The sequence below is a fragment of the Mycobacterium sp. Dal123C01 genome, assembly GCF_052566995.1.
Window position 1 is genome coordinate 3,047,232 of the sequence record NZ_CP199580.1, and the last position, 16,374, is coordinate 3,063,605.

The window sequence follows — 16,374 nt, forward strand, 5'->3', positions numbered from 1 at the left end:
GTTCGAGCCACCAATCGCGCCCTGCCGACATCGTTCGGCTGGGCGCGATTGTGTCGAGCGCGTCAGGAAACGCCGACGCCCAGCGCGGCGTACACCTCGTTGCTGAGCGCGAGGCTGCGCGGGTCGGCGTTGGCCTTGGTGGCGTCGAAGCGGTTGGCCACGTAGGCGTAGCCGATCCGGTGTTCGAGGTCGACGAAGCCGAATGAGCCGCCGAGACCGCCGTGCCCGAAGATCCGCGGGTTGGGGCCGTTGACGCAACGCTGGTTCAGCATGTAGCCCAGCCCCCAGCCGTGGTCGGCGACCCGGGGTCCGAGCACCAAGTCGGTCTCCACGCCGCCCTGGCATTCCCGGACCAGGTCCATATGTTCGCGGCTGAGCAATTTCTCCTGAGCGAGCGCGTTGTAAAACGTGGCCAGCCCCAGCGCGGACACCTGCGCGTTGGTGCCCGGGAACTCGAGCCGGCGCCACAAGTCGAGGTCGTAGGAGCTCACCTCGTCATCGGGTGAGAACCCCATCGCGACCGCCATCCCCGCCTTGGGGTGGTCGGCCAGCGAAGTCGGGTGAGTGGGCGCGTTCATGCCGGTCAGCAGGTCGCGCATGTGTGGCTTGTTCACCCGTTCGGCGCAGCGACGTTGATCGGCGGGGAACAGGCCGATATGGACGTCGGCGCCCAACGGTTCGGCGATCTCGGTGCGCAGGTATTGACCGACGGTGCGACCCGTCACCCGGCGGAACACCTCGCCGACGATGAAGCCGAACGTGGTCATGTGATAGCCCTGTGCGGTTCCCGGCTCCCACCACGGTTCCGCCGCGGCGATCTGCTCGCAGGCAAAGTCCCAGTCGCAGACCTGCTGCCAGCTCATCGGCTGACGCGGCCCGATGACGCCGGACCGGTGGCTCAGCACCATCGCCAGGGTGATGTCTTCCTTACCCGCCTGCCCGAACTCGGGCCAGTAGCGGGCCACCGGCGCGTGCAGCTCCACCTCGCCGCGATCGGCCAGTTGGTGCAGGCAGGTGGATGTCAGGGCCTTGGTGCCGGACAGCACCGTGGTGATGGTGTTTTCCCGCCAGCGCCGGGTGCGGGCCGCGTTGGCCCAGCCGCCCCACAGGTTGACGACGAGGTCGCCGTCCACCCACACCGCGACGGCCGCGCCGACTTCGCCGCACTGCGTGAAATTGCGCTCGAATGCGCCGCGTACTCCGACGAAGTCCGACGCGCATGAGCCATTTATGACGGCGTCCGTTTCCAGGTCGCTCATGGCGCCTTTCTGTGGAGCAGTACCTACCCAGAGCGGGCGACGGGAATCGAACCCGCGTAGCTAGTTTGGAAGACTAGGGCTCTACCATTGAGCTACGCCCGCATGCATTAGTCGAGCGAGACTTTATCTGGCGGCGAACATCAAATCTAATCGAAGCAGATCTGTTACTGCTTCGTGAGGTCTTGAGGTCGCTTCGAAGCCGGGGGCCCAGCTGGTGTTGAAGGGCCGTAGGATCGCGAGGTCAGCGCGGGGTGTAGCGCAGCTTGGTAGCGCATCCGCTTTGGGAGCGGAAGGCCGCAGGTTCAAATCCTGTCACCCCGACAAGCACCGCGCCGCAACCCGGCCTGTAGGCAAGGCCACCGAACGCAAAGAACGACCATCGAGGAGCAGACCCGTGAAGAGCAGCGTCGAGCAGTTGAGCCCCACCCGGGTGCGCATCAACGTTGAGGTGCCATTCACCGAACTTGAACCTGACTTCCAGCGCGCCTACAAAGAGCTGGCCAAACAGGTCCGGCTGCCCGGGTTCCGGCCCGGCAAGGTGCCGTTGAAGTTGCTGGAGGCCCGCTTCGGCCGCGAGGAGATGCTCGACCAGGTCGTCAATGAGGCGCTGCCGACCCGGTATGGACAGGCGGTCGCCGAGACCGAAGTCCACCCGATCGGCCGGCCCGAGATCGAGGTGACCAAGAAGGAGTACGGCGGGGAACTGGCGTTCACCGCCGAGGTCGACGTCCGCCCCGAGATCACCCTCCCGGATCTCGGCGCGCTGCAGGTTTCGGTGGATCCGATCGAGGTCAGCGACGACGACGTCGACGCCGAACTGCAGTCCTTGCGGGCCCGGTTCGGCACCCTGACCGGGGTCGACCGGCCGGTCGCCGACGGTGACTTCGTTTCGATCGACTTGTCGGCGACGATCGACGGCGAGGAGATACCGAACGCCGCCGCGCAGGGCCTGTCCCACGAGGTCGGCTCCGGGCGGCTCATCGAAGGTCTCGACGACGCGCTCGTCGGCCTGTCCGTCGATGAGTCCAAGGAATTCACCGCCAAGCTGGCGACCGGCGACCACGCCGGCCAGGATGCGCAGGTCACCGTCACCGTCAAGACGATCAAGACTCGCGAACTGCCGGAGCCTGATGACGAATTCGCGCAATTGGCAAGCGAATTCGACACCATCGACGAATTGCGAAACAACCTGCGCGACCAGGTGGGCCAGGTCAAGCGCGCCCAGCAGGCGGAGAAGATCCAGGAAGCCACGATGGAGGCTCTGCTCGAGCAGGTCGAGGTGCCGCTACCGGAGGCGATCGTCCAGGCTCAGTTCGACACCGCCATCCACGGCGCGATCGACAGCGTCAACCACGATGAAGCCAAGTTCGCGGAAGTGCTGGCCCAACAAGGCAAGACGCGTGAGGAGTTCGAGACCGAGACGCGCAGCGCGGTAGAGAAGGACGTCCAACGGCAGCTGTTGTTCGACGCACTGGCCGATGACCTGGAAATCCAGGTCGGCCAGGACGACCTGACCGAGCGGCTGGTGGCGACATCGCGGCAATACGGCATCGAGCCGCAGCAGCTGTTCTCCTACCTTCAGGAGCAAAACCAGCTGCCGGCCATGTTCGCCGACGTGCGGCGCGGGCTGGCGATCGCCGCGGTGGTCGCGGCGGCGACGGTCACCGACACCGACGGCAACACCATCGACACCAGCGAGTTTTTCCCGGACCGCGGGAAGGGCGACGCGGTTGCCGAGGACTCCGACGACGCGGACGATGAAGCCGTCGACTCGGCCGATGAGCCCAGCGAGGAATGACCCAGCCGTGACGCTGTGAGCGAACGCGCCCGTTTCGGGGGTGCGTGGCCGCGAAACGGCGCGCGCGGTTGGTTAGTGTCGGTGAGTACAGATATCGAGAAAGCAGGTAACCCAGTCGTGACTGACATGCGTTCGAATTCGGTGGGTCTCAACCTTACGGACTCCGTCTATGAGCGCTTACTCTCCGAGCGCATCATCTTCCTGGGGTCGGAGGTGAACGACGAGGTCGCCAACCGGTTGTGCGCGCAGATCCTGCTGCTCGCGGCCGAGGACGGCGAGAAGGACATCAACCTCTACATCAACTCGCCAGGCGGGTCGATCAGCGCCGGGATGGCGATCTACGACACCATGGTGCTGGCGCCCTGCGATGTCGCCACCTACGCGATGGGCATGGCCGCCTCGATGGGTGAGTTCCTGTTGGCGGCGGGCACCAAGGGCAAGCGCTACGCGCTGCCGCACGCTCGCATCCTGATGCACCAGCCGCTGGGCGGCGTCACCGGCAGCGCGGCCGACATCGCGATCCAGGCCGAGCAGTTCGCCGTCATCAAGAAGGAAATGTTCCGGCTCAACGCCGAATTCACCGGCCAAACGCTCGAGCGCATCGAGGCGGACTCCGACCGCGACCGTTGGTTCACCGCCCCAGAAGCCCTGGAATACGGCTTCGTCGACCACATCATCACGCGCGCCGCCCACATCACCAACGGAGAACCCCTGTGAACCCCGAAACCCAACCCCAGGCGCGGTACATCCTGCCGTCGTTCATCGAGCACTCGAGCTTCGGTGTCAAGGAGTCCAACCCCTACAACAAGCTGTTCGAGGAGCGCATCATCTTCCTCGGCGTGCAGGTCGACGATGCATCGGCGAACGACATCATGGCGCAGCTGCTGGTGCTCGAGTCGCTGGATCCCGATCGCGACATCACCATGTACATCAACTCCCCGGGTGGCGGCTTCACCTCGCTGATGGCCATCTACGACACGATGCAGTACGTGCGGGCCGACATTCAGACGGTGTGTCTGGGACAGGCCGCCTCGGCCGCAGCGGTGCTGCTGGCCGCCGGCACGCCCGGTAAGCGGATGGCGCTGCCCAACGCGCGCGTGCTGATCCACCAGCCGTCGCTGTCGGGTGTGATCCAGGGTCAGTTCTCGGACCTGGAGATCCAGGCCGCCGAGATCGAGCGGATGCGCACGCTGATGGAGACCACGCTGGCTCACCACACCAACAAGGACGCCGCGGTGATCCGCAAGGACACCGACCGGGACAAGATCCTGACCGCCGCAGAGGCCAAGGACTACGGGATCATCGACACCGTTCTCGAGTACCGGAAGCTTTCCGCACAGACGGCTTAACGGTCGGCCACGCTGTCCAGGTCCGCGATGGCCGCGATGTCGTTCGGCCCAACCCGGCAGCAGCCGCCGACGATGCGTGCCCCGGCCGCGATCCACTGGCGGGCCAACCCGGCGGAAAACCGGGACCGGCCGGTCCAGTGCTGGCCGTCCCACCGTTCGCCGCTGTTCGGGTAGACGATCACCGGCTTGCCGATTGCCGCCGCGATTTCGATCGCCGGGAGCACGTCGTCAGGCGCGCAGCAGTTGACGCCGACCGCGACGATCTCGTCGACACCGGCGGCCACCGCGAACGCCTCGGCGAGTGGTTGGCCGGCCCGCGTCCGGGATCCGTCGATGGTGTAACTGAGCCAGGCCGGCACGCCGACCGTACGCAGCAGGTTCACCAGGGCTTCGGCCTCGTCGGCGTCGGGCACGGTTTCCAGGGCCAGCACGTCGGCACCCGCGGCGGCCAGGATCTCCAGCCGCGGCCGATGCCACCGCGTCAACGCCTCGACAGAGAGGCCATAGCGTCCGCGGTATTCGGATCCGTCGGCCAGCGCCGCGCCATAGGGTCCGACCGAGGCCGCGACGAAAAGGCCGCCGACGCCGGCTTCGTCACGCGCTGTGCACGCTAGTTCGACGCTGCGGCGCAGCAGCTCGACCGACTGATCTCGGTCAATCCCGCGGGCCGCAAAGCCTTCGAACGATGCCTGGTAGCTGGCGGACGTCGCGATCTTGGCGCCGGCTCGAAAGTAGGCGGCGTGCACCGCGACAATTTCGCGCGGGTCATCCGACAGCAGCCTCGCCGACCACCGCGGGTCAGACAGGTCATGGCCGCGTGCTTCCAGCTCGGTGGCCAGGCCGCCGTCGCTGATCAGCGCGGATTCGCTGGGCCCGGAAATTCCCGCAGCCAATCCCACACGGCCACTGTAGGGTGGTGGCCTGGCGGCTCGCCCACAACCAGCCCGTTTGGGGTAACCAGCCTCGATTGGGTAACGACCGCGACACGCCAAAGACACGTATTGCGCGTCTCGGCCAGCGATGAGGGCCGTCGGGCTATATGTTTTCGGACAGGCATGAATACCACCGACGCGATTCATCGCTAATGGTCGCGGCGGGCCGGAGCTAGCGGGTAGCGTCGGGGGAATACATGCGGCACGGCACGTTAAGGCGTACGGCGAACAGGAAGTAGGCACTGAGGCACCATGGCGCGCATTGGAGACGGTGGTGATCTGCTGAAGTGCTCGTTCTGCGGGAAGAGCCAAAAGCAGGTCAAGAAACTCATTGCGGGCCCGGGTGTGTACATCTGCGATGAGTGCATCGATTTATGCAACGAGATCATCGAAGAGGAGCTTGCTGACGCCGACGACGTAAAACTTGACGAGCTGCCCAAGCCCGCTGAGATACGAGACTTCCTCGAGGGATATGTCATCGGGCAGGACACCGCCAAGCGAACGCTGGCCGTCGCGGTCTACAACCACTACAAGCGGATCCAGGCCGGCGAGAAGGGTCGAGACTCCCGGTGCGAGCCGGTCGAGTTGACCAAGTCCAACATCTTGATGCTCGGCCCCACCGGCTGCGGCAAGACTTACCTGGCTCAGACCCTGGCCAAGATGCTTAACGTCCCGTTCGCCATCGCCGACGCCACCGCACTCACCGAGGCCGGTTATGTCGGTGAAGACGTCGAGAACATCTTGCTCAAACTCATCCAGGCCGCCGATTACGACGTCAAGCGCGCCGAGACCGGCATCATCTACATCGACGAGGTCGACAAGATCGCCCGCAAGAGCGAGAACCCGTCGATCACTCGCGACGTCTCCGGCGAGGGTGTGCAGCAGGCCCTGCTGAAAATCCTGGAGGGCACCCAGGCGTCGGTTCCCCCGCAGGGCGGCCGCAAGCACCCGCACCAGGAATTCATCCAGATCGACACCACCAACGTGTTGTTCATCGTTGCGGGTGCGTTCGCCGGGCTGGAGAAGATCATCTACGAGCGCGTCGGCAAGCGCGGGCTGGGCTTCGGTGCCGAGGTTCGCTCCAAGGCCGAGATCGACACCACCGACCAGTTCGCCGACGTGATGCCCGAGGACCTGATCAAGTTCGGTCTGATCCCCGAGTTCATCGGCCGTCTCCCGGTGGTCGCCTCGGTCACCAACCTCGACCTGGATTCGTTGGTGAAGATCCTGTCCGAACCGAAGAACGCTCTGGTCAAGCAGTACAACCGGCTCTTCGAGATGGACGGCGTCGAGCTGGAGTTCACCGGTGACGCGCTGGAAGCGATCGCCGACCAGGCGATCCACCGCGGCACCGGCGCGCGTGGCTTGCGCGCCATCATGGAAGAAGTCCTGCTGCCGGTGATGTACGACATCCCGAGCCGCGACGACGTCGCCAAGGTGGTCGTGACCAAGGAGACGGTGCAGGACAACGTGTTGCCGACGATCGTGCCGCGCAAGCCGTCGCGCTCCGAGCGCCGCGAGAAGAGCGCCTAGCCAGCAGCCTGAACGGTCGGGGTGCGCTGTCTCGCGACGACGTGACCAATACCACAGTTTTCTGTCGTACTCACCGGTAGCACTCGCTGACTACGTGTTTTGCCTAAGATATCGGTAAGGGCGCGTAGCCAAAGAGGTCCGTCGAACCCGAAGAGCAGTGCCATAATTGGTACTACCAGTCTCATGCAATCGTGCGAGACCGGAAACCTTTTTGACGCGCGTACCCTGAAGCTTCGGCGGAGTGCCTGTCCGGTTAACAAATGGAGGCGAAGACGTGGATCCGAACGGCAGCGGAGCCGGGTCAGATTCTCACCGCAACGGCTCGCCCGAGCGTCAGCGCCTCGAACAAGTCGTCATCCGATTCGCCGGTGACTCCGGTGACGGTATGCAGCTCACCGGCGACCGGTTCACCTCGGAGGCAGCGCTTTTCGGTAACGACCTGGCGACCCAACCGAACTACCCCGCCGAAATTCGAGCCCCCGCAGGAACCCTGCCCGGAGTTTCGTCCTTCCAGATTCAAATCGCCGATTACGACATTCTGACTGCCGGCGACCGGCCGGATGTGCTCGTCGCGATGAATCCGGCCGCGTTGAAGGCCAACATTGGCGATCTGCCGCGCGGCGGAATGGTAATCGCTAATTCCGACGAATTCACCAAGCGCAATCTGACGAAGGTGGGCTACGTAGCGAACCCGCTGGAGACTGACGAGCTGTCCGACTATGTCGTGCACTCCGTCGCGATGACCACGTTGACCATGGGGGCCGTCGAGTCGATCGGTGCGACCAAGAAAGACGGGCAGCGCGCCAAAAACATGTTCGCGCTGGGCCTTCTGTCGTGGATGTACGGGCGGCCGATTGAGACCAGCGCGACCTTCATCAGGGAGAAGTTCGTCCGCAAGCCCGACGTCGCGGAGGCCAACGTCCTCGCGCTGAAGGCGGGCTGGAACTACGGCGAAACCACCGAGGCTTTCGGCACCACTTACGAGGTGTCCCGGGCCACCTTGCCGACCGGTGTATACCGCCAGATCTCCGGCAACACCGCCCTGGCCTACGGCATTGTCGCGGCCGGTCAGCTTGCCGACCTTCAGGTCGTGCTCGGCAGCTACCCGATCACCCCGGCGTCGGACATCCTGCATGAGCTGTCCAAGCACAAGAACTTCAATGTGATCACCTTCCAGGCCGAAGACGAGATCGGCGGCATCTGTGCAGCGTTGGGCGCCTCCTACGGCGGTGCGCTCGGAGTCACCACCACGTCGGGACCGGGTATTTCACTGAAGTCCGAAGCGATCGGGCTCGGCGTGATGACCGAATTGCCGTTGCTGATCGTCGACGTGCAGCGAGGCGGGCCGTCGACCGGTCTGCCCACCAAGACCGAACAGGCCGACCTGATGCAGGCGCTGTACGGCCGCAATGGGGAGTCGCCGGTGGCAGTGCTGGCGCCCCGCTCGCCGTCCGACTGCTTTGAAACCGCCCTCGAGGCGGTGCGCATCGCGGTGTCGTATCACACGCCGGTGATCTTGTTGTCCGACGGCGCCATCGCCAACGGCTCGGAGCCGTGGAAGATCCCGGACGTCGGCTCACTGCCGTCGATCAAGCACACCTTCGCCAAGTCCGGCGAGCCGTTCCAGCCATATGCGCGCGACCCGGAAACGCTGGCTCGCCAATTCGCCATCCCGGGCACTCCAGGCCTAGAACACCGCATCGGTGGTCTGGAAGCAGCGAACGGTTCGGGCGCCATCTCTTACGAGCCGGTCAACCACGACCTGATGGTTCGGATCCGCCAGGCCAAGATCGACGGCATCAGCGTGCCGGATCTCGAAGTCGACGACCCGACCGGCGACGCCGAGCTGCTGCTGATCGGGTGGGGCAGTTCGTACGGCCCGATCGGCGAGGCTTGCCGGCGCGCGCGGCGCAAGGGCGTCAAGGTTGCGCATGCTCATCTGCGCTATCTCAACCCCTTCCCCGCCAACCTGGGTGACGTACTACGCCGTTACCCGAAGGTGGTGGCACCGGAGATGAACTTAGGCCAGTTGGCGCTGTTGCTGCGAGCCAAGTACTTGATCGACGTGCAGTCGGTCACCAAGGTTCAGGGCCTGGCGTTCCTGGCCGACGAAATCGGGCGAGTCATCCGTGCCGCATTGGCCGGAACGCTGGCCGAAATCGAGCAAGACAAGGCGATGGTCGCCAGAATGGCGGCAGCAACGGTTGGAGCTAACGCATGACAAGCGGGATCGCTGGCGACCTGGCGGGTACAGACCTCGGCTTGAGTCCGAGGTTGAAGAAGAACGACGGCGTGCCCACCACGGATCAGCCGCAGAAGGGCAAGGACTTCACCAGCGACCAAGAGGTGCGCTGGTGCCCGGGCTGCGGCGACTACGTCATCCTCAACACCATCCGCAACTTCCTGCCCGACCTCGGGCTGCGCCGCGAGAACATCGTCTTCATCAGCGGCATCGGCTGTTCCAGCCGGTTCCCGTACTACCTGGAGACTTACGGCTTCCACTCGATCCATGGCCGCGCACCGGCCATCGCGACCGGATTGGCGCTGGCCCGCGAGGATCTGTCGGTATGGGTGGTCACCGGCGACGGCGACGCCTTGTCGATCGGTGGTAACCACCTGATCCACGCGCTGCGCCGCAACGTCAACATCACGATCCTGCTGTTCAATAACCGGATCTACGGGCTGACCAAGGGCCAGTACTCGCCGACGTCTGAGGTCGGCAAGGTCACCAAGTCGACGCCGATGGGCTCGCTGGACCACCCGTTCAATCCGACCTCGTTGGCACTGGGCGCCGAAGCGACCTTCGTCGGCCGTGCATTGGACTCCGATCGCGCTGGGTTGACCGAGGTATTGCGCGGTGCCGCCGAGCATCGTGGTGCCGCGGTGGTCGAAATCCTGCAGGACTGCCCGATTTTCAACGACGGCTCCTTCGACGCGCTGCGCAAAGAGGGCGCTGAGGACCGGGTGATCAATGTCCATCAAGGCGAGCCGATTGTGTTCGGCGCCAACGGCGAATACTGCGTGGTGAAGTCCGGCTTCGGCCTAGAGGTGGCCAAGACCGCCGATGTGGCAGTCGAAGAGATCGTCGTGCACGACGCGCACGCCGACGAATCCGGCTACGCGTTTGCGCTGTCGCGGCTGTCGGACCAAAACCTCGACCACACCGTGCTGGGCATCTTTAGAAGCGTCAGCCGGGCCACCTACGATGACGCGGCCCGCTCTCAGGTCTCCGCGGCCCGGGCCGCAACGCCGTTCGATGCCGCCGCACTGCAATCACTCTTGCGTGGGCGCGACACCTGGACCGTCGACTAGGGGGCTGGGTTCGTGCCCGATGCAGTGTCATTGGCTGGAGTAGTTCTCGCCGGAGGTGAATCGCGGCGCATGGGCCGCGATAAGGCCACCCTGCCGGCGCCTGGAGGTACCGGCACGCTGGCCGAGTACGTGACCGGCATCGTCGCTCAACGCTGCGACCCGGTTATCGTCGTGGCGGCCCCCGGTCAACCGTTGCCTCAGCTCCAGGTGCGTGTCGTCCGTGACGAAATACAAGGACTGGGACCGCTGCCGGCCACTGGACTGGGCCTGCGCGCGGCCGCGGAGGCAGGCGCCCGCTACGCCTTCGTGTGCGCGGTCGACATGCCGCTGCTGACAGCCGAATTGATCGACGAGCTCGTGCAGCTCGCCATCAAGACCGACGCCGAAGTGGTGATGCCGTGGGACGGTCGCAGCCACTACCTGGCCGCGGTTTACCGGACCGATCTGGCCGAGCGGATTGACGCACTGGTGGCCGCCGGCGAGCGCAAAATGAGCGCCCTGATCGACGCTTCCGACGCCCAGCAGATCGTGCTACCGGATTCGCGTCCGCTGACCAACGTCAACACCGACTCCGACTTCCGCGCCCTGGTGCAGCCCGGAGCCTGATCGGCCGCCGGCGAGTTTCGCCGCTCTTGCAATTATTTCTTCGGTCCATACATTTTTCGCATAAACACCTCGCTTAAATGCGCGGCTAGTTAACGAATAATCCATTCGCGTTCGTTATTGGTATGCCGCGGATTAACAGACCATTGTGTGCTCGGTGCCGAATATTTTCGGCGAGACACGCGGGTTATGGATCGGATTAGCTTGGGGCGTAAGAGATTTCGAGCACCTCATGGGGTCGTTTGGGGTTCGGCCGTAGCTGGCGCGGTGATTTGGCCCGGGGGAAAGGCCGCGAGAATTTTGTCAGCAAATTGTTTTGCGCAAATGCGACCGGTGCCTCCCGCGCGGTCGCGTCCTTGACGCCGGGCCGGGTCGCATCGCGCGCTGTCCGGGTCCTCGACGCGTAGGTGTCGCTAAAGCCCTTGGAGCACTGTGTAACTCGACTACAACGGTTGTCGAAACGCATTTACACATTGCTAACGCCCCCTCGCCCAAGGGGTCTCGGGCGGCTTCCGTCCTCGTCGACGAATGACGTTGCCCAAAAGCATGTTTTGACTGGTAGAGAGCGGTAACGGCGGTCGGCTGAACCGATCAAGAAGCCGGGTCGTTGCCGGGTCGGCTGACCCCGGTCGGGCCTCGACGAAAGCGAGCCGGACGCTTGCTCCGCCCCATGGCAAATGCGTGGTCCAGCTCACAAATTATGCGTGATTAGAGTCACGATTATGTTCCGATCTTGACCTGCGAGTTTTCAAAGTAAAGGCGCTGTTGACCTGCATAAACATTTCCCTGTGCGCGCCCGTAATCTGCTCGTTATTGTTCCGAGATTCGGCGTGTCGGATATGACGAATGCGATCCGTTCTCGTACGGTGCCTTTTAGCCCGAGAGGGGTTAATAACAATTTAATCCACGGACCCGTGTGTGAGCGGGCTGCGGACGGCGATGGCCGCCCGGCAGCCAGCGGCTTATGACCCGCTGGGCAGATCATGCCCTCGCTGCCGTGCCGAAACGAGACGGCACGTTCCAGAGCACCTATTTCCACATCACGAATTACCTAAACCCGCAGCTGTGGGTTTGCTTTGGCGCGCGCGCACCGCGAAAGGAACACATTGAATAACGTTCGTAAGACGCTCATCCTCGCTGCCATCACCGGTTCGCTGGTGACGGTGCCGTCCGCCTCCGCATACGCGGATGTGCCCCCGCCGCCGCCGGCTCCGGGTGCTCCGGCTCCCGACGCGCCTCCGGCCGCAGCGCCTGCGGGCTTTGACCCGAACGTTCCCCCGCCACCTCCGGCCCCGGATGTGGCTCCTGTCGACATGCCCGCGGGCTTCGACCCGAACGTCCCCCCGCCACCTCCAGCGCCGGACGCTCCGCCGCCGCCCGCCCCGGTGGGCTTCGACCCGAACGTCCCGCCGCCTCCGGGCCCGGACGCGCCGCCTCCTCCGCCTATCAGGGCGTACAGCGTGAACTGGGATGCCATCGCGCAGTGCGAGTCGGGTGGCAACTGGGGGATCAGCACCGGTAACGGGTTCTCCGGTGGGCTGCAGTTCACCTCGAGCACCTGGCGCTCCAACGGCGGCTCGGGTTCGCCTAACGGCGCCAGCCGTGACGAGCAGATCCGGGTGGCCGAGAACGTGCTGCACTCGCAGGGCATCGGCGCCTGGCCGGTCTGCGGCCGTCGCGGCTGACCGACAGCGATCACCGGCGGCCGTGCCGTCGTAGGTAACAAGGAATGCCGGGCTTCGTGCCCGGCATTCCTTGTCTGCGCGAGCCAGTGAGGCAGTTGATCACCACCCGATGCGCTGACGGGTTAGGTTGACGACGACCGAAGCGCGGCGCGGAAAGGTGCTCTCACATGTCTAACCATTTCACCGGCCTCAGTCTCGGACCGCCGCTCGGCGATCAGCGCCTCGACCTGTGCGATCTGTACGCGTTCCAATCGCCCACCGACAGTTCACGGACCGTCCTGATCCTCAACGCCAATCCGAACGCCGACGCGCTGCACCCGGATGCCATCTATCGGTTGGCCATCGACACCGACGGTGACCTGATCAACGACATCGCGTTCAGCTTTGTGTTCTCCACCCCGGTGGACGGCCGGCAGACGGTCAACGTGTTCATGGCCCGCGGTGAACAGTCCCGTTCGCCCGAGCCGGTTGGCGAGCAGATCTTCACCGACGTCGAGGTGTCGTTCGGAGCCAAGCCGAATGTGGCTACCGCCGGCGACATCACGTTCGCCGCGGGAGCGCGCAGCGATGCGTTCTTTTTCGACTACGACGGCATCAAGGACCTGTTCGACATCAGCGGCAAGCGCAATTTCACGTCTCCTCATCTCGCCGAACTCGGCGGCAAATCGCCGTGGACGGGCCAGGACTCGAATACCGAGGCCAATGTCTGCTCGATGGCGATCGAGCTGCCCACCAGCACCCTCGGCGCGGCGGGGCCGATCCGAATCTGGGGGCGTTGCAGCCTGCGCGAGAACGGCACACTGAATCACGTGGACCGGGCCGGGCACCCGTCGGTGAGCAGTTTCTTCAACACCGACGACACCAAGCTGGAGTACAACGCCAGCGAGCCGCCGAACGACTGGAACCGATGGCTTGACCAGTTCGTCCACCTCATCGGTCACACCGGCGGCTACACCCGGGAGGAGGCCGTCGCCGCGATCGAGAAAGAGGGCACGCTGCCCGACATGCTGACCTTCGACCCGGCCAAGCCGGCCGAATACCCGAACGGCCGGGTGTTCACCGACGATGTCATCGACTACCGGCTGGCGTTCCTGACCAAGGGCGAGTGTCCGCCGTCGGGCCTGTCCCCGCATACGGACACATTGACCGAATTCCCCTATCTAGGTCCGCCGCACGCGCCCTGATCGAGCTGCGGGCCGGTAACCGAACGGCCGATCTCGACCGGGTACCGTCGCGACGATGACCGCAACGGGGCGTGAATTCGACATCGTGCTGTACGGAGCGACCGGCTTCGTGGGCAAGCTCACCGCCGAATACCTGGCGCGGGCCGGCGCCGGTGCGCGGGTCGCCCTGGCCGGCAGGTCACCAGACCGATTGCGTGCCATCCGCGACACCCTGGGGGAAGCCGCACAGTCCTGGCCCATTGTGACCGCCGACGCGGATTCGCCGTCGACTCTGGATGAGATGGCCGCCCGCACCCAGGTCGTGCTCACCACGGTCGGTCCCTACGCCCGCTACGGGATGCCATTGGTGGCCGCATGCGCCGCGGCAGGCACCGATTACGCGGACTTGACCGGTGAGGCGATGTTCATCCGCGATGCCATCGACCTGCATCACAAGCAGGCCACCGACACCGGTGCCCGCATCGTGCACTGCTGCGGATTCGATTCCATCCCCTCGGACATGTGTGTGTACGCGCTGTACCGGGCCGCGCGGGACGACGGCGCGGGCGAGCTGGCCGACACGAACTTCGTGATGCGCTCGTTGTTCGGCGGGTTCTCCGGCGGGACCGTCGCGACGATCATGGGCGTGTTGCGGTCCGCCTCCAGCGCCCCCGACACCCGCCGTCAGCTTGTCGACCCGTACACGCTGAGCACCGATCGCGGTGCCGAACCCGAGCTCGGCCGGCAGCCCGATCTGCCCTGGCGGCGCGGCCGCTATATCGCGGCGGAGTTGACCGGTGTCTGGACGGCCGGATTCCTGATGTCGTCGATCAATACTCGAATTGTGCGACGCAGCAACGCATTACTGGACTGGGGATACGGCCGGCGATTCCGTTACAGCGAACACATGAGCCTGGGTTCGTCGCCGCTGGCGCCAGTGGCATCCGCCCTCGTGGCCGGCGTCGGCAACGCGTCGTTTGAGCTAGGCAGCCGCTACTCTCGGCTGCTCCCGCGCCCGCTGCTGGACCGCATCACACCCAAACCCGGCACCGGTCCGAGCCCGAAGGTGCGGGACCGCGGCTATTACCGGCTGGAGACCTACACCACCACAAGCAGCGGCGCGCGCTATGTGGCGAGGATGGAGCAGCGGGGAGACCCTGGCTACAAGGCGACCTCGGTCTTGCTGGGGGAGTGCGGCCTTGCGCTCGCCCTGGATCGTGACAAGCTCTCGGACTTGCGCGGCGTGCTCACCCCCGCGGCCGCGATGGGCGACGTTTTGCTGACCCGACTGCCTGCCGCCGGCGTATCGCTAGGCACCGAGCGGCTGGATTAAACCCGCTGCCGCAACGGCTTTCGGTCGGCATCGGATAGGACTAGTGTGATAGCCGACTCGCCTCCGCATCCCTGCAATCGAGGTGGAATATCGATGGCCGGTCTCGACGATCTCTACGCCCAGATTCCTACATCTGACATCGCGACGAAGCTCGGTGCTGACGAAGGCGAAGTCGACCGGGCGGTTCACACGCTGGTGCCCGCGCTGCTGCACGGACTGCACCAGAACGCGCAAGATCCCGAGCGCGCCAGCACGATTGAATCCGCTGCACATGCGCCAGAGGGTGACGGCCACCAGGCAATGGCAACGCTCTTCGGGGGCAGTGATGCCGACCAGGTGGCGTCGGCGCTGGCCAAAGGGGGCGCGGGGAATAGCGAGCTGCTCAAGCAGTTGTTGCCCGTCGTGCTCCCGATTGTGCTGGCATACATCGGAAAACAGCTCTCCGGTGGCGCGGCGTCCCAAGGCAATGCGCCGCAGACCACGGGGGCAGCGTCCGGCGGCCTGGGGGAGGTGCTGGGCAGCATCCTGCGGGGCAGCGCCGGCGACAAATCCCTGGGCGACATCCTCGGCGGAGTGTTGAGCGGCAAGGGTGGCGGACTCGGCGACATCCTCGGTGGCCTGCTCGGGGGCAGAAAGTAGTAGCCAGCGCCGCAGTCCATCTGGAGTGTCGGCCCGCACTGCCAATACGGTTTCGATTGCGTCGAGTGAGGTATGCCAAGCACGTCCCGCCGGACCAGATGACGAGAGGAAATGCCATGTCAGACACGCTTACTGAAGGACAGAAGCTCGAGCGAGGACAATCGCTCGCCTCAAATAACGGGGCATACAGCCTCACCCTGCAAGACGACGGCAACCTCGTGCTGGCCGCGCGGGGCGAGGCACTGTGGGCTACCGCGACAAATGGCCAGGATGTGGTGCGCGCCGAAGTGCAGCGCGACGGCAACTTTGTCCTGTACACGTCGGACAAACCGGTCTGGCAGACCGACACCAAGGGCAAAAAGGACGTCAGACTCGTGCTGCAGGATGACTGCAACCTGGTGCTCTACGCCGCTGACGGGCCGGCGTGGTCCAGCCATACGAAGACCGACGGTCCGCCACCGCCGCCGCCGGCCGCCGAGCCGGGCGCCGCGGATGTGACGACCGCCACCGCCGAGCCCGTTGCCGAGCCCGCCCCGGAGCCCGTCGGGGAGGCCGCCCCGGAGCCCAGCCCGCGCACGTACACCGTCGTCTCCGGCGACACGATGTGGGCCATCGCGGAGCGCTTCTACGGTGATGGCAGCAAGTATCAGGTGATCGCCGACGCTAGCGGCGTCGACAATCCCGATCTGATCCATCCCGGTCAGGTGCTGACCATTCCTTGATCGGGGCGACCGAAACGGGGGGCGACCGATCACCCGCGTGTTCGGG

Annotated in this window: 13 protein-coding genes, 2 tRNA genes and 1 pseudogene; 13 read left to right on the forward strand and 3 right to left on the reverse strand. The window is 65.0% G+C overall.

Going from position 1 to position 16,374, the window contains the following annotated elements:
- Window positions 1-62: 62 nt before the first annotated feature.
- Window positions 63-1,259: a serine hydrolase domain-containing protein gene (locus tag ACTXG5_RS14540; protein ID WP_445159490.1), complete on the reverse strand. Its 1,197-nt coding sequence runs from the start codon at window positions 1,257-1,259 to the stop codon at window positions 63-65.
- 31 nt (window positions 1,260-1,290) lie between these two features.
- A tRNA-Gly gene (locus ACTXG5_RS14545) sits at window positions 1,291-1,361 on the reverse strand.
- A 145-nt stretch (window positions 1,362-1,506) separates the two neighbouring features.
- Between ACTXG5_RS14545 and ACTXG5_RS14550 the strand changes: the two genes are divergently transcribed.
- The 4 genes and pseudogenes from ACTXG5_RS14550 (at window position 1,507) to clpP2 (ending at window position 4,406) form a co-directional block, all read left to right on the forward strand.
- Window positions 1,507-1,580: transfer RNA gene (locus ACTXG5_RS14550), tRNA-Pro, on the forward strand.
- Window positions 1,581-1,653: 73 nt separating this feature from the next.
- Window positions 1,654-2,974: pseudogene (tig, locus tag ACTXG5_RS14555) on the forward strand (trigger factor); the annotation flags it as partial.
- Window positions 2,975-3,183: 209 nt separating this feature from the next.
- Entirely contained in the window at window positions 3,184-3,774 is a 591-nt protein-coding gene (locus ACTXG5_RS14560; RefSeq protein ID WP_313864288.1) for an ATP-dependent Clp protease proteolytic subunit, read from the forward strand.
- The gene (clpP2, locus tag ACTXG5_RS14565) at window positions 3,771-4,406 is read left to right on the forward strand and encodes an ATP-dependent CLP protease proteolytic subunit ClpP2 (RefSeq protein WP_313864285.1); all 636 of its coding nucleotides are present in this window, start codon (window positions 3,771-3,773) and stop codon (window positions 4,404-4,406) included. The genes ACTXG5_RS14560 and clpP2 overlap by 4 nt, the downstream gene beginning before the upstream one ends.
- Here the strand turns inward: clpP2 and mmuM are convergent.
- The gene (gene mmuM / locus ACTXG5_RS14570) at window positions 4,403-5,287 is read right to left on the reverse strand and encodes a homocysteine S-methyltransferase (RefSeq protein ID WP_445164420.1); all 885 of its coding nucleotides are present in this window, start codon (window positions 5,285-5,287) and stop codon (window positions 4,403-4,405) included. The two genes, clpP2 and mmuM, sit on opposite strands and share 4 nt — an antisense overlap.
- A gap of 303 nt (window positions 5,288-5,590) precedes the next feature.
- Here mmuM and clpX point away from each other — a divergent pair, with 303 nt between their 5' ends.
- The 9 genes from clpX to ACTXG5_RS14615 all read left to right on the forward strand — a co-directional run bounded on the left by clpX (window position 5,591) and on the right by ACTXG5_RS14615 (window position 16,328).
- On the forward strand, window positions 5,591-6,871 hold the full coding sequence (clpX, locus tag ACTXG5_RS14575; RefSeq protein WP_445159491.1) for an ATP-dependent Clp protease ATP-binding subunit ClpX: 1,281 nt from the start codon (window positions 5,591-5,593) through the stop codon (window positions 6,869-6,871).
- A gap of 274 nt (window positions 6,872-7,145) precedes the next feature.
- Window positions 7,146-9,092 carry a 2-oxoacid:acceptor oxidoreductase subunit alpha gene (locus ACTXG5_RS14580; protein ID WP_445159492.1) on the forward strand — a complete coding sequence of 649 codons (1,947 nt, stop codon included), beginning with the start codon at window positions 7,146-7,148 and terminating at the stop codon, window positions 9,090-9,092.
- Window positions 9,089-10,183, forward strand: a complete 1,095-nt coding sequence (locus ACTXG5_RS14585) for a 2-oxoacid:ferredoxin oxidoreductase subunit beta (RefSeq protein ID WP_445159493.1) — start codon at window positions 9,089-9,091, stop codon at window positions 10,181-10,183. The genes ACTXG5_RS14580 and ACTXG5_RS14585 overlap by 4 nt, the downstream gene beginning before the upstream one ends.
- A gap of 12 nt (window positions 10,184-10,195) precedes the next feature.
- A complete protein-coding gene (gene mobA / locus ACTXG5_RS14590) occupies window positions 10,196-10,789 on the forward strand; it encodes a molybdenum cofactor guanylyltransferase (protein ID WP_445159494.1) in 594 nt (197 codons plus the stop codon).
- Window positions 10,790-11,892: 1,103 nt separating this feature from the next.
- Window positions 11,893-12,471 carry a transglycosylase family protein gene (locus tag ACTXG5_RS14595; RefSeq protein ID WP_445159495.1) on the forward strand — a complete coding sequence of 193 codons (579 nt, stop codon included), beginning with the start codon at window positions 11,893-11,895 and terminating at the stop codon, window positions 12,469-12,471.
- 167 nt (window positions 12,472-12,638) lie between these two features.
- Window positions 12,639-13,655: a DUF4331 family protein gene (locus ACTXG5_RS14600; protein WP_445159496.1), complete on the forward strand. Its 1,017-nt coding sequence runs from the start codon at window positions 12,639-12,641 to the stop codon at window positions 13,653-13,655.
- A 55-nt stretch (window positions 13,656-13,710) separates the two neighbouring features.
- Window positions 13,711-14,967 (forward strand): saccharopine dehydrogenase family protein, encoded by a 1,257-nt coding sequence (locus ACTXG5_RS14605; RefSeq protein ID WP_445159497.1) that lies wholly within the window; start codon window positions 13,711-13,713, stop codon window positions 14,965-14,967.
- 93 nt (window positions 14,968-15,060) lie between these two features.
- Window positions 15,061-15,606, forward strand: coding sequence for a DUF937 domain-containing protein (locus ACTXG5_RS14610; protein ID WP_445159498.1), 546 nt, complete (start codon window positions 15,061-15,063; stop codon window positions 15,604-15,606).
- A 116-nt stretch (window positions 15,607-15,722) separates the two neighbouring features.
- Entirely contained in the window at window positions 15,723-16,328 is a 606-nt protein-coding gene (locus ACTXG5_RS14615) for a LysM peptidoglycan-binding domain-containing protein (protein WP_445159499.1), read from the forward strand.
- Window positions 16,329-16,374 lie beyond the last annotated feature (46 nt).

Coding starts and splice junctions, on each gene's coding strand:
- ACTXG5_RS14560 (WP_313864288.1), top strand. CDS start 3,184: ATGCGTTCGAATTCGGTGGGTCTCAACCTTACGGACTCCGTCTATGAG.
- ACTXG5_RS14540 (WP_445159490.1), bottom strand. CDS start 1,259: ATGAGCGACCTGGAAACGGACGCCGTCATAAATGGCTCATGCGCGTCG.
- ACTXG5_RS14610 (WP_445159498.1), top strand. CDS start 15,061: ATGGCCGGTCTCGACGATCTCTACGCCCAGATTCCTACATCTGACATC.
- ACTXG5_RS14585 (WP_445159493.1), top strand. CDS start 9,089: ATGACAAGCGGGATCGCTGGCGACCTGGCGGGTACAGACCTCGGCTTG.
- ACTXG5_RS14615 (WP_445159499.1), top strand. CDS start 15,723: ATGTCAGACACGCTTACTGAAGGACAGAAGCTCGAGCGAGGACAATCG.
- ACTXG5_RS14600 (WP_445159496.1), top strand. CDS start 12,639: ATGTCTAACCATTTCACCGGCCTCAGTCTCGGACCGCCGCTCGGCGAT.
- clpX (WP_445159491.1), top strand. CDS start 5,591: ATGGCGCGCATTGGAGACGGTGGTGATCTGCTGAAGTGCTCGTTCTGC.
- ACTXG5_RS14605 (WP_445159497.1), top strand. CDS start 13,711: ATGACCGCAACGGGGCGTGAATTCGACATCGTGCTGTACGGAGCGACC.